We start from the raw sequence: 13452 nt of genomic DNA, 5'->3' as shown, positions 1-13452 counted from the left end.
TTGAACGACGATGCCCCAATTGCCCTGGCTTGAACTTGCGATTCTGTTGCCGCTCGTCGGCGCCCTGTACGTGGGGCGCCTGCGGGATTCGTACCTGGCGCGAAAGTGGTGCCTGGTCTTTTCGGGTGTCACCCTGCTGTTCACGGTCGCCCTGTGGCACGAGTTCCACTCCGTGTTGCTCGACGGCGTCGAGCCGGGGCGGCCGGGCGTGTTGCACATGATGTTCGGTCGCACCATTTTCGGCATCGACCGATTCAGCGCGCCGCTGCTGCCGCTGGCGGCGCTGCTTTATTCGTTGATGTCGTTGACCACGTTGCGGACCAAGATTCGCCGTTTTTCCTTTGCCTGGAGCTTGTTTTCCGAGGCGGTGGTGCTGGCCACCCTGGGCTGTCGGGAGCCGTGGGGGATCATCGCCCTGTTGGCCATCGGCGCGATTCCGCCCTACCTCGAATTGAAAGCCCGCAATCAGTCGGCGCGCGTCTATTTGATTTACATGCTGTCGTTCGTGGTGCTGTTGATCGTCGGCTGGGCCGTGGTTGAACTCGATGGCCCTCACCGGCTGCACTCGCTGGCCGTGGTGATTCCGATTCTGGTGGCCGTGTTCATCCGTTGCGGCATCTTCCCGTTCCATTCCTGGATGACCGACCTGTTCGAGAAGGCCACGTTTGGCACCGCCCTGCTCTACGTCACGCCGATCACCGGCGCGTATGCCGCCGTGCGGTTGATGGTGCCGGTGGCGCCCGACCAGGTGCTGCGCAGCATCGGGTTGTTGTCATTGGTCACCGCCGTTTACGCTGCCGGCATGGCGCTGGTCCAGCGCGAAGGGCGGCGGTTCTTCTGCTATCTGTTCATCAGCCATTCGGCCTTCGTGCTGATGGGGCTGGAAATGGTCTCGTTGCAACTCGACTCGGGCACCATGCACGGGTTGACCGGGGCGCTCTGCTTGTGGCTATCGTTGGGGATGTCGTTGGGCGGATTCGGTCTGACCCTGCGAGCGCTCGAAGCCCGCCGCGGTCGACTGCAACTGATCGAGCACCAAGGACTTTACGAACACACGCCCGCGCTGGCGATTTGTTTCATGCTCACCGGGCTGGCCAGCGTCGGCTTCCCGGGCACGCTGGGCTTTGTCGGCACCGAGTTGCTGGTCGATAGCGCGGTCGAGATCTATCCGCACGTCGGACTGGCGGTGGTGATTGCCGCGGCCCTGAACGGCATTGCCGTCGTCAAGGCGTACTTCCTGCTCTTCACCGGCAAGCATCACGTCTCGTCGGTCTGGTTGGGCATCGGCGCTCGCGAGAAGTTCGCGGTGTTGTTCGTGGCCGCGCTGTTGCTGATTGGCGGTCTGTTGCCACAAGGCAACGTCGAATCGCGTCACGCGGCGGCCGAGGAACTGATCAATCAGCGCCGTGTCAACATCCGCCTCAAGCCCGAAGTCGAAAAGCCCGAGCCGCCTCACTTGGGACATCGCGCGACGGCCCATCAACCGGCCGAATAAGTCGCCACGACGGCTGAGCATTCGCCGTTATTTCAGCGCCGGCGGCGTCCGCTCGACAACGGTCTCGGCACTGCCGGCAATCGCCGCGATCTGCCGCGCGGCCCCTTGCACCGCGGCGCTGCCGACGTGCCAGCCACAGTCGATCTTGAACCGGCGCGTTTCACCGGCGGCCAGCTTGGGCAGCCTGCCCGCCTTGCGTTCGACACCTCGGTTGAATGGGAACCCAGTCGCGGGCTCGAGCCCCGTGACATATCCATCCGCGGCCGCCGCGGTGTTCTTCCAGATGGTCAGGTATGGCAGCTCCGTGACCGACCACGCCATCGACGCCGCCTGGTCACCGGCGGCGTTGCGCAACATGGCCATCGTGCGCCCGTTGCTGTCGGCGCGTGGATGGGCCAGGTAGACCTGCTCGACAAAGCCCGGCGTCGGCCCGGCATAGGTGGCAAAGCCGTCGATCGCCTTGGCGGCGTTGTCATTCATCGGCGCCACGCGGTCCAAGGCGGCGACCACCGTGGCCCCCCGCTCCAACAGCGGCGCGCCGTAGTTCACATGGTAGATCAACTGGAACTCCTGCGAACCGCTGCCATGATTCGTGACCGCGTCGTCGATGCGAAAGGTGTCCGAGCCCGGCTCGGTCGACACTTCCGTCACCAATTCGAGCTTCGGCCCAAAGAAGCAGCGTTCGTTCACCGTGCCGCGGACGCGCAGGCGATGCGGCGGCGCGCGATCGACCAGCACTTCGACCTCCGACGCTGGAATGTTGCCAATTTTGCCGTGCAGCGTCAGCGTCATTTCCGACGTTGCGCCGGTGTTGTCGACGAACACGTCGCGCCCCGGATGGCCGGCGAACTCGAGCCCACAGCGGACCATCCATTCGTTGAAGCCTTCGAGCCAGCCCAGGCCGCCGCGGCTTTCCAGGTCGATGAACTTGGGATGCACGACTTCCTTGACCGGCGAGTTCCAGCCCAGCCGCAAATTGCCGCGCCGCACGTCCAGAATGCTCATGCCGCGCGTTGGAATCAGCGTGATCTTCAGCACGCCGTTGTCGATCGTGAGTAGCTCGACCCCTGCTTGCTTGCCGCCGTGCAGCATTGTCTTGCGAATCGACCAGGGCTTGTCGCCGCCGTAGGCCGTGTCGCGGTTGGTGAACTCGAACGCCTCGACGTACTTGCCATCGCGGGTGCTGGTCAACACGCGGTGCTCGGCTTCTTCGGCCGCGCTTGCGACCTCTGGCAATAGCAAGCCGGCCAGGCCCAATACGACGATCCCCCAGGCGTGGCGTTGCATGGCATGGCTCCCGATTCGTCAATGGTTCCGTCGAGTGCGTATCCAACGGGCGATCAGACGCCGAAGATCTCTTCCAGCTCGCCGCGCATCACGCCCGGGTCGGCGTCGATGCCGGTCCAATACTTGATGCTGATCACTCCTTGATTCACCAGCATCCCCAGCCCGTCGATCACTCGGCAGCCGTGCTCGCGGGCTTCGCGAATCAAGCGCGTGTGGGGCGGGTTGGGAATCACGTCGGCCACGACCGTGCCACGCGCTAGCGACGTCAGGTCAAGCGGCACGCGCGCCTCGAGGTCGGGAAACAGCCCGATCGACGTCGCGTTCACGACGATGTCGGTTCCCTCGGGCGCGCGATAGTCCCCTTGCCAAAGGGTCAGCTCGGCTTTGGCCGGCGTCTTGGCATTGATCAGATCGACCAGTTGCTGACCACGCTCGGCCGAGCGATTGACGACGATCATCCGCTTGACTCCGGCCAAAGCCGTCTCGACCGCGATCGCCCGGGCCGCGCCGCCGGCCCCCAGCAGCACCAGCGTTTTGCCCGCCGGGTCGATCGTCTCTTTCAGCGAAGCGAGGAAGCCCTTGCCGTCGGTGTTCTCGCCGATGTACTTGCCGTCGCGCCGCACGGCGCAATTGACCGCCCCCATGATCGTCGCCGACTCTCCCAGCCCGTCCAAGAGCGCGATCACCGCCACCTTGTGCGGCAGCGAGCAATTGAAACCAGCCCAGTTCATGGCCCGGGCGCCGCGCACGGCGTCGGCCAGTTTCTCGGGGGGCACTTCACAATTGATATAGCGCCAGTCGAGCCGGTGGTGGCGATAGGCCGCTTCGATCATCGCCACGGTCGGGTTTTCGGCGGCGGGCTGGGCGAACGAGCCGGTCAGCGGACTGAGAAAGTTGCGAGCCATGCGTGCGTCGGTTCCTGCGCTCGATTGCTTGTCAGGTTGGCGGGGCTTAAACTTCCCCCCAGCGTTTACTGCGTCTCACGTTATTCGATCGCTCAAGGGGCGGCAAGCGCGAAGCCGCACGAAAAGCCCCGTCAATTACGAGCATTTCAGGCCGCGCCGGCCGATACGCCAAGCTGTCCCCCCAATTGCCATCATCGCCGCGAATCATGCACATGTTACGCCGCCGGGCCGGTTATCGAGCCTCTTGCGACTGCGTCGCCACAGCGCTGGTCGCAATTCTGGGAGTTGTCATTACAGGTTGCGGTTCGCACGGCGGCGAGCCCGCCACGCGCAAGCTGTCGGACAGCGCGACGCCCTTGAAACGCGGCACGATCGGCGTCTCGGTCCTCACGCTTACGAATCCGTTCTTCAAAACGATCGCCGATACCATCACCGCCGAGGCCGCCAAGCAAGGTTACGAAGTGATCGCGCTGAGCGGCGAGCTTGATGTGCAAAACCAGGCCCGGCAGATCGATGACTTCATCGTGCATCAGGTGGTGGCTATCGTGTTGTGCCCCTGCGATTCGCGCAGCATCACGCCAGCCTTGCAGAAAGCGGCGGCGGCGGGCATCCCGGTCTTTACGGCCGATATTGCCTGTCTGTCGCCGGATTCGCGCGTGATCTCGCACATTGCCACTGACAATTATGGCGGCGGCAAGCAAGCCGGCGACGCCATGATCGAGGCGCTCGGCCCCGCCGGCGGCAAAGTGGTGATCCTCGACTTCAAGCAGGCCGAGTCGTGCCAGTTGCGCGTGAAGGGCTTCCGCGAGGTGATCGACCGGCACAATGTCAAACATCCCGAGTCGCGGATCGCGATCGTGGCCGAGCTGCCCGGCGACGGTCAAAAAGACAAGGGCTATCGTACTGCCGAAGATACCTTGCAGGCGCATACCGACCTGGCCGGCATCTTTGCCATCAACGATCCGTCGGCCCTGGGGGCCCGTGCCGCCGTCGAGAAGGCCGACAAGGCGCGGCAGGTCAAAATCATCGGCTTCGACGGCCAGGCCGATGGCAAGTTGGCGATCCGCGATGGCAAGATTTACGCCGATCCCATCCAGTTTCCCGAGCGCATCGGCGCCATGGCCGTCGAGAGCGTGGTCCGTTACTTCCGCGGCGATGAACTGCCGCGCGAGCAATTGATCCCGACCGCCTTGTATCGCCAGGCCGATGGCAAGGCGGACCAGACGTTGCCCAAAAATTGATGTCGTTACGCATCGAGTCGTGAACACGATGAACGCCACCGCCGCGCCGGCCACCGCACCGCTGCTCGAACTGCGCGGCATTCGCAAGGAATTTCCCGGCGTGTTGGCGCTCGACGGGGTCAGTCTCGACCTCAACGAGGGGGAAGTCCTGGCGCTGTTGGGGGAAAACGGCGCTGGCAAGAGCACGCTGATCAAGACGATCGGCGGGGCGCACCGCCCCGACCAGGGCGAGATTCGCATCCGTGGCCAGCGCGTCGACATTGCCGACCCGGCCCAGTCAGCGCGAGCTGGCATCGCGATCATTTATCAAGAGTTCAATCTGATTCCGCACCTTTCGGTGCGCGAGAACCTGTTCCTGGGGCGCGAACGTGCCCGCCTGGGTTGGGTCGACCGCCGGGCTGAACGTCACATGACCGAGCAATTGTTCGCACGCCTGGGCGCGCTGATCGATCCCGACACGCCGTGTTATCGCTTGTCGGTCGCCCAGCAACAGTTGGTCGAGATTGCTAAGGCGTTGCTGTTGGACGCCCGGGTGCTGGTGATGGACGAGCCGACCGCGCCGCTGACGCCGCAAGAGGTCGGGGCGTTGTTCACGCTGATGCGCGAGCTGCGCAGCCAGGGAATCGGCATTGTCTTCATCAGTCACCGCTTGGACGAGATTTACGAAATCGCCGATCGGGTGACCGTTTTACGCGACGGCCGGAATGTCTCGACCCATCGAACCGGCGAGGTGAGCCGCGAGCAATTGATCGCCGAAATGGTCGGCCGCTCGCTCGACGCCGAATACCCAACGCGCAGCGTGCCGATCGGCGCGCCGCTGCTGGAAGTTGCTGGGCTTTCCGACGGCGAGCGAATTCGAGATGTGTCGTTCAACATTCGCCGTGGCGAGGTGGTCGCGCTGACCGGGCTGGTCGGCTCCGGGAGAACCGAAACGGCGCGATTGATCTTCGGCGCCGACCGGCGCAGCGCCGGGACGATTCGCCTCAATGGCCGGCAGCTCGACATTCGCCAGCCGCGCGACGCCATTGCGGCGGGAATCTGCCTGTTGACGGAGGATCGCAAGCAGCAAGGGTTGATCCTCGGCCAGTCAGTGCTCGAGAACTTCGGCCTGCCGAACCTGCGCCGTTTTAGCCGGGCCGGCGTCATTGGTCGCGGCGGCGAGCGGCAGGCGTTCAACCGCTATGTCGAGCAACTGCGGATCAAGATTCCCCACGTGCGGCAGTTGGCCAAGAACCTGTCGGGGGGCAACCAGCAGAAAGTCGTGCTGGCCAAATGGCTGGAAGCCAATAGCGAAGTGTTACTGTTCGACGAGCCGACGCGCGGCATCGATGTGGGCGCGAAATACGAGATCTACTTGTTGATGAACCAATTGGCCGCGCAGGGGAAAGGCATCTTGATGATCAGCAGCGAGTTGCCCGAGGTGCTGGGGATGGCCGATCGAATTCTAGTGATGCACGAAGGGCGAATTGCCGGCGAGATCACCGACGCGCGGCAAGCCACGCAACAACAGATCATGAAACTGGCGGTGCAATGAACGCAATACCTCACCGGCCGGCGGGCGGGCAGCGCTGGCGGATGGCCGAATCAATGATGACGCTGGTGCTGCTGCTGTTGTGCGGCGTGTTGACCGTCGTCACCTGGCAGGAGCAAACGCTGACCGGCCCGCCGGCGGCCGAGTCGCTTGCCGCGACGATCAAGGACGCGAGCAGCGCCGAGCGGCAGAACGTGCTGATCGTGGTGCGTGACACGCCCGCCGAACGCGCTCAGGCGACTATAATCGCAGAGCAGTTGGAGACGCGCGGCCTGAAAGTCGCCGGCCAGATCGCGGCATCGCCGCGGGCGGCTTATCAAGAGATCGCTAATCGCCTGGCCGACGGAGCAAAGATCGATTTCGTGGCCACGACCGATGCCACGTATCGCTGGGGTATCTTCGAGCGCCTGGCCGACGAGCAAGCGGCTTTCAAATCGGCCACGATCATCCGCCCGGCGACCCAAGCGGGCTCGCGATTCCTGACGACGAGCAACCTGCTGAACATCACCAGCCAGATCGTGGTGATCGCGATTCTGTCAATCGGTATGACGATGGTGGTCATCACCGCTGGCATCGACCTTTCGGTCGGAGCGCTGATCGCCGTTTCGGCAGTCACCTGCACGTTGTTGATACGCGATTACGGTGGCGGAGTGGACGTGACCAATCTGGGGATCACGGTCTGTGCGCTGGCTGCTATTGCTCTGTGCGCCGCGGTGGGGGCGTTTAATGGATTGATGATCACGCGGTTCCGAGTGCCGCCGTTCATTGTCACGTTGTCCACGATGTTGATTGCCCGCGGCCTGGCCCAGCGGCTCAGCGACGGCCAATCGATCGATCGCGTCCCCGAGCGGTTTGGCGCCTTGGGCTTGGACCGCGACGTGCTGGGGTTGCCCAATTCGGTGCTGTTGATGGTCGCGCTCTACGCCATCGCCCACTGGTTGATGACCCGCACCGTGTTCGGCCGGTACGTCTATGCGGTTGGCGGCAACAAAGAAGCGGCCCGGCTGTCGGGTGTGCCGGTCGATCGGGTGCTGCTGGTGGTCTATGTCGTCTGCGGCGCGTTGGCCGGACTGGGCGGGATTGTGATGGCTTCGCAATTGCGCAGCGGCGCTCCGACCTATGGGCAAGTGTACGAGTTGTACGTCATTGCCGCGGTCGTTGTCGGTGGCACGTCGCTCAACGGCGGCCAGGGACGAATCTTTGAAACCCTGGTCGGCGCGCTGATCATCGCCGTCATCAACAACGGTATGAATCTGCTCGGCGTGAAAGGCGACATGCAAGGAATCGTACTCGGCGCGGTCATCCTGGCCGCGGTCGTCATCGATCGAATGCGAAAAGAGTAGGACGATCGCGAAAGCGCCCTCCGCTCTACCGGTCTCATCGCTAATGGCTAGCCGCTCATCGCTCGGCCTTCACGCCGGCCGACAATCCACATTCCACGGTTCGAGCAGTTGCAGCTTCTTGGCCTGCAACTCGCGGTACACGTCGGGCAGGTCGAAATGAGCCAAGACGTTGGGCAGAAATGCCGACAGCGGCCACTTGTAAAGATCGACCGACGCGATCTGTTGATATGACGCCGGCGCGTTCTTGAGCGTCACCTGCGTGACGTTCCCGTGCAGCAAGGCCGCGAATGCCGCCGGCAGCGCGCCGTAGCCGCGCCCGACCAGGTGGACATCGACGTGGCCAAAGGTGCGCAGCCAGTCGAGCACGCACAGCACGTCGTGCGTCCGCCGCCCCAAGTACGGCCGATCGAACATCTGGGCATAGCCGGCGTACATGTAGTCGCTGCCATAGGCCGAGGCGTAAGCGGTGTCGTTCACCGTGTTGGGACGCGACTCACCCAGGCCGCGCACGTCGCACGTATAGAGCGTGGCATCGCTGTCGGCTTTGACCAGCTCGCGAATCAGCGGCTCGCCGCGCAACTCGGCGTCGCTGCTCTCGCCAGCGATGTACAGAATGGCGCGATTCGCCTGGACCGGTGGGCGCGAATAGGACGGCTTGTCCATCAGCCGGTAAACGATCGCTTCGATCCCCGGCTCGGTCTCGATGGTGTACATCGCCGACCAGGGGAGCAGATGGTCGACGCCGCGCCGCGGGCGCAGGATACGAAACTCGGGCACGCCCTGCCGCGCGTCGAGCTTAAGCACGTCGGTCACCGCGCCGCGTAGCTTGCTCCTCGCCACCGTGCTCCGCGCACGGGCCAACTGCTCGGCCTTCTCTCGCGTGAATGCAGTAATGGGCTTGTTCTTGAGGTCGGCAATCTGTCCACGCGGCGTGCAGTACAGGTCGGCGTCCGTTTCGATCTTGAGTGTCGATTCGGGTGCCGTTGCTTCGCGGCCGCAGGCTCGATTGAAGCACTTGTACATCGCCTCGCGAGCGTCGGCGCTATAGCCGTGGCCGCCTGGGCCGATGTACAGCGACACATCATCGGGCGACGCGCCGAGCAGCGAGTACAATCGCTTGAGACGCGTCACGGCCTCGATCGAGCCACGGACGTCGAAGAAGTCTTGCTCTTGGGCCAGAATGACGATTGGCTTCGGTGCAATCGCGGCCATGAAGTCGGCGTGGTCTAGCCCCTCGGCCAGTACACGCGGCGGCAACTGCTCGGTGTCGCCGGGAAGCTCGTTCTCCAAATTGCGGCGGAACGTAGTGATGAAGCTGCTCGGGGCAGCCATGGTCCAACGCTGATCCACGCCGCACAGCCAGGCCGTTTCGGTCCCGCCGCCCGAGCTACCGGTGACGCCGACGTGGCGCGGATCGACTTCTTCACGCGTCAGCAAGTAATCGAGCGCCCGAACGCCATCCCAAGCCCGCCACGCGCCGAAAAACTCGCCGACCAGAAATTGTTGATTGCCGACCATCAGGTGCTCGCCCGTGCCAGCGTTCACGCGCGGCTTCAGGTTCTCGTCGGGCAACTGCAGCCGCTCCCCCTGCCCCATCGGGTCGAAGATCAGCGCGACGTAGCCCTGGCGCACGAGCCCTTGCGAGAAGGACTGGTACGCCTCGAACACCTTACCGTTTGCCGAGTGGCCGCAGGCGCCGACGACCGCCGGCGCGGGCCCCTTCAGGTTCTTGGGGAGATACAAATTGGCCGTCACGAAGAACTGCGGCCGGCTTTCGAAGACGACTTTTTCGACCCGATAGGTGTCACGGTCGAGCGTGCCAGTAATGCGCGGGTTGAGCGGCGTTCGCTCGGGCTGTGGACCGAAGCAGCGTGCGATCTTGGCCCGCACGTCGGCCACGTAAGCTTCGGCGTCGGCCTTGGTTTGCAGCGCGGCCAGGCGCGCCAAGTTGCGGCGCTCGAACTCGCGCAGTTGATCCACATAGTAATCGTGGACCATCCGTGGATAACGATTCAACGGCGCTGGCGGCGGCGCTTTGGCCCCCGTCGTCGGCTCGGCCGCCCAGGCGGTCACCGCGGCGGCCCAGGGCCCCAAGGCCAGCGCGCCGATCGTCGCCGACGAGGAGTGCAACCACGCCCGCCGGGAACAGTGGGAACGGTTCTGTGCTGCGCCCGCCATGATCCACCTCGCAAGTTTCAAGCTGGTTCGACAAACCCCCCTCCCTGCCAGGGAGGGGCTGGGGGAGGGTAAACGCGCCGCCAACCCCGAGACTCCGCGCTCAGAAAGCAATCACAGAACTCAAAGCCATCTGGCCTGCGACGTCTTTACCCTCACCCGCTGCGCTTTGCTCCGCGACCTCTCCCTTAAAGGGAGAGGTATAAGACTCGCCGCTTGCTACTTCTTGCCGAACCGTTCGATCACGGCCCGGTTGAATGCCCCTTGGCATTCCTTGCCATTGGTGGGGAAGCCGCCGGCGGCTTGAATCAGAAACACGGTGACCAGCCCGCGGTCGGTGTCGACGTTCATGTTCGTGGCGTGCGCGCCGCCGTGACCGAAGTTCTTGCCGTTCACCGACCAGCCCAGGCCGTAGCTGTTCAACCCTTCGGCCGTTTGCCGGCGAGTCATTTCCTTGACGGCCGTTTCCGAGAGGATGCGCTTCCCTTGAAACGTGCCGCCGTTGAGCACCATCTGGCAGAGCCGGACGCAATCGTTGGCCGTCGAGAAGTAACCGCCGGCGGGCATGACGTGCCGCGTCCGGTCGCTGAGCGGGTAGCGCAACTGGCCGATCTTGACTTCGACCAGGTTGGTCTTGTCGTCGTTCGGCTTGTACGACTTGGCCAACCTCGCGACCTGTTCTTCATTGGGCCAGAACGTGGTGTCGGTCATTCCCAACGGTTGAAATAAGCGCTGGTCGACGAAGGTCTCGAACGGCAGGCCGCTGACGACTTCGATGATGCGTCCAGCGGTGTTGATGCCGGCGTTCGAGTAGGCGTACTTGGTGTCGGGCTCGAACGTGAGCGGCGTCTGGGCGTAGCTCTTCACCGCGTCGGCCAGTGTCAACCCGTCGAGCGTCGGCACTTCGGCGGCCGAGCGAAACGGCAGGCCGCTGGTATGACTCAGCACGTTCCACACGGTGATCGGATGCTTCGGCGGGCGAAGTTCCGTCTCTTTGCTGCCCCCCGCTTTCTTAACTTCGAGCATCTGCCCCTTGAACTCGGGAAGATACTTCTCGACCGGGTCGTCGAGGTTCACTTTCCCTTCGTCCACCAGGATCATTAGCGCCGTGCTGGTGATCGGCTTGGACTGCGACGCGATCCAGAACATGGTGTTCGGCCGCATCGGCTGCCCCGTGGCGACATCGGCGGCGCCGACCACATCGAGCGTCAGCAGTTTGTCCCGGTTGGCCACCGTGACGACGGCGCCGGCGATGCCGTGGCTGTCGACGAATGGCTGAATGACCGGGGCCAACCCTTCGGCGCTGGCCGAGGCGACGGCCTGGGCAAAGGTCGCGGGGGCGGAAAGCACGCTGGTCAAAGCAACCAGGGCTGCCAAGAGCGCGCGACGAAGCAATGACCGTGACATGCGGAGTCCCTTCACGAAAGTGGATTCGTCGCACGTTCGCGCGCGACGAATCGGGTGGGCGGTTTAACGGTGGGCGCAGGCAAGACCAACGCCGCCATGTTCGGCGACGGCCCGGCGAAAGTCAAATTACCGCCACGAGTTGTCACGCCCACTAAGCAGCGGGCCGCTTCTTGCCCGCTGGCTTCGGCGCGGCTTTGCGCAGTTCTTCGGCCGTCGGAGGTGTCCAGGCCGGCGGCGATTTGTTGACGTTTTCGATATCAAGCTTCAAGTCATCGCCATACACGGCTTGGTTCTCTTGTAGCTTCACCAGCAGCCGCGAGACGGTTCCCCAGTGCTCGGGCAGCGCCGCTAGATTCCGCGTCTCATCAGGATCGGCTTGCAGGTCGAACAACTGAATCGTCGGCACGCTGGCGTAATAGATCAGCTTCCAGCGCTCGTCGCGCACGGCCCGCATCAGATGGCGATAGCTGAAGAACAGCTCCTTGCGAGCCGCCGACGCTTTGCCTTGCACTGCGTCGGCAAAGCTGCGGCCGTCGATGTTCGCGGGCGCCGACGCGCCGACCAAGCCGCAAACGGTGGGGAAAATGTCGAGCAAGTAAACCAGCGCGTCGTTTCCCCCGTGCGCCACGCCGGGGCCGGCAAAGAACAGCGGCACGCCCATGCCGGCCTCGTACAGGTTCTGTTTTCCCAGCAAGCCGTGGCTGCCGACGGCAATCCCCTGGTCGGCTGAAAAAACGACCAGCGTGTTTTCCAACTCGCCGCGTTGTTTCAAGTGGGCCAAGAGCCGGCCAATCTGCGCGTCCAACGCGGTGATCGTGGCGTAGTATTCGCGCAACGTCTCGCGCACGGCCGCCTCGGTGCGCGGCCAGGGAAGCAGTTGCTCGTCGCGGACGGTCATCTCGCCGTCGTCGAAAGGATGTTGCGGCTGATAGTTCTTGGGAAGCGTCAACTTCGCCGCGTCGTATTGAGCCAGGTACTCGGGCGCGGCCACGCGCGGGTCGTGTGGATTGCCGAAGGCCAGGTACATGAAGAACGGCCGCGGGTCGTTGCGCGTGTCCAGGTACGTGACCGCCGCATCGACGATCTCCTTACCCGGATGGCCCGAGCGGCGTTCGGCTTCGTCGTCGACCAGATACTTATTCACCTCGAACGTGGCCTGGATCGGCGGCGCGGTGTTGCCGCGCTTGCCGTGGTGATAGGTGGCGTAGCCCGCGTCGCGCATGGTGCGAGCAAAGTTCGGGCCGTCGGCCGGGGCGTACATGCCTTGTCGTCCGCCAGGGGTGGTTTGATTGGCCCAGCGAAAGTAGGCCTGGCCGCTGAGCAGCATGTTGCGGCTGGGCAAGCAGACGGCCGGCATGTTGCCCCCCAGGCAGTAGGCGTGTCGAAAGGCCATGCCCCGCTCAACCAGCGCGTCGAGTTGGGGAGTCTTGATCTCGGCGTTTCCCAGGGCGTGGATCGAGTCGGCCCGCATGTCGTCGGCAAACAAAAACAAAACATTGGGCTTCTTACTTGCCGCCACCGCGGACGTGGCAAAGCCCAGGACAACGGTGACGAGCAAGGCGAACTGGCGTGTGAATGGCATTTCAAGCGGACCCAATGGCGTGGGAATCAGGAATAAGGAGGATGACGACGGACGCGGCCCAGGATTGCCGGCTAGCTTGGCACAGGCAACATTCAATTGCAATTTCGTCAGCTTGCGCCTCCGACAGAGTGTCAAAATCGGCGGTCGCCGCGGCGCCGGTGCCCGATAAACCGCCCGCAACCAACTACGACGGGCGTAATTCGCGCAAAACCGTGTCCTCTCACCCGACCGGCGGGCCGATTGCAAAGCCAGGCGGGTTCATGGCTTTCGACCACCCGGAGGTGGTGGAAAACTAGTCTGGTCACTCTGGATGAACTTGCTATTATCTACGGCAGTCGGCTGGCCGGTTTGATCAGTAGCACTGCTGGGCGAGGGGCTCTTTAGTCTACGGTTCTCATTCGCCATCCACTTGGCGGGCCCACCAATTTGAGCCCTGTGTTCTGTTTGCCTCGCTCGATTTGCGAGGTGGTTCTGTGTTCATGTGAA

General features: G+C 63.6%; 9 protein-coding genes. 4 read left to right on the top strand and 5 right to left on the bottom strand.

Features of this window, described 5'->3' with window-relative positions; translation table 11 throughout:
- Nucleotides 1-10: 10 nt before the first annotated feature.
- The gene (locus JSS27_19900; GenBank protein ID MBS0211214.1) at nucleotides 11-1495 is read left to right on the top strand and encodes an oxidoreductase; all 1485 of its coding nucleotides are present in this window, start codon (nucleotides 11-13) and stop codon (nucleotides 1493-1495) included.
- A gap of 27 nt (nucleotides 1496-1522) precedes the next feature.
- Here the strand turns inward: JSS27_19900 and JSS27_19895 are convergent, their stop codons facing one another.
- Nucleotides 1523-2782 (bottom strand): aldose 1-epimerase family protein, encoded by a 1260-nt coding sequence (locus tag JSS27_19895; protein ID MBS0211213.1) that lies wholly within the window; start codon nucleotides 2780-2782, stop codon nucleotides 1523-1525.
- A gap of 53 nt (nucleotides 2783-2835) precedes the next feature.
- Complete coding sequence (aroE, locus tag JSS27_19890; protein ID MBS0211212.1) at nucleotides 2836-3687, bottom strand: shikimate dehydrogenase; 852 nt, start codon at nucleotides 3685-3687, stop codon at nucleotides 2836-2838.
- 212 nt (nucleotides 3688-3899) lie between these two features.
- Here aroE and JSS27_19885 point away from each other — a divergent pair, with 212 nt between their 5' ends.
- Genes JSS27_19885 through JSS27_19875 form a run of 3 tightly spaced genes read left to right on the top strand, consistent with a single transcriptional unit; the run spans nucleotide 3900 to nucleotide 7802 of the window.
- Nucleotides 3900-4928: a substrate-binding domain-containing protein gene (locus JSS27_19885; protein MBS0211211.1), complete on the top strand. Its 1029-nt coding sequence runs from the start codon at nucleotides 3900-3902 to the stop codon at nucleotides 4926-4928.
- Between the two features lie 28 nt (nucleotides 4929-4956).
- Complete coding sequence (locus JSS27_19880) at nucleotides 4957-6462, top strand: sugar ABC transporter ATP-binding protein (protein ID MBS0211210.1); 1506 nt, start codon at nucleotides 4957-4959, stop codon at nucleotides 6460-6462.
- A gap of 41 nt (nucleotides 6463-6503) precedes the next feature.
- Nucleotides 6504-7802 (top strand): ABC transporter permease, encoded by a 1299-nt coding sequence (locus tag JSS27_19875; protein ID MBS0211209.1) that lies wholly within the window; start codon nucleotides 6504-6506, stop codon nucleotides 7800-7802.
- A gap of 69 nt (nucleotides 7803-7871) precedes the next feature.
- Here JSS27_19875 and JSS27_19870 read toward each other — a convergent pair whose 3' ends face one another.
- From JSS27_19870 to JSS27_19860, 3 genes are all read right to left on the bottom strand, one after another.
- A complete protein-coding gene (locus tag JSS27_19870; GenBank protein MBS0211208.1) occupies nucleotides 7872-9800 on the bottom strand; it encodes an acetylxylan esterase in 1929 nt (642 codons plus the stop codon).
- A gap of 396 nt (nucleotides 9801-10196) precedes the next feature.
- Entirely contained in the window at nucleotides 10197-11384 is a 1188-nt protein-coding gene (locus JSS27_19865) for a beta-lactamase family protein (GenBank protein MBS0211207.1), read from the bottom strand.
- A gap of 151 nt (nucleotides 11385-11535) precedes the next feature.
- Nucleotides 11536-12966, bottom strand: a complete 1431-nt coding sequence (locus JSS27_19860; protein ID MBS0211206.1) for a sulfatase-like hydrolase/transferase — start codon at nucleotides 12964-12966, stop codon at nucleotides 11536-11538.
- Nucleotides 12967-13452 lie beyond the last annotated feature (486 nt).

The sequence above is a fragment of the Planctomycetota bacterium genome (genome assembly GCA_018242585.1).
In the GTDB taxonomy this organism is placed as follows: domain Bacteria; phylum Planctomycetota; class Planctomycetia; order Pirellulales; family PNKZ01; genus JAFEBQ01.
The sequence above is the reverse complement of the archived record's forward strand: the minus strand, read 5'-3'. Positions and strand labels throughout refer to the sequence as shown.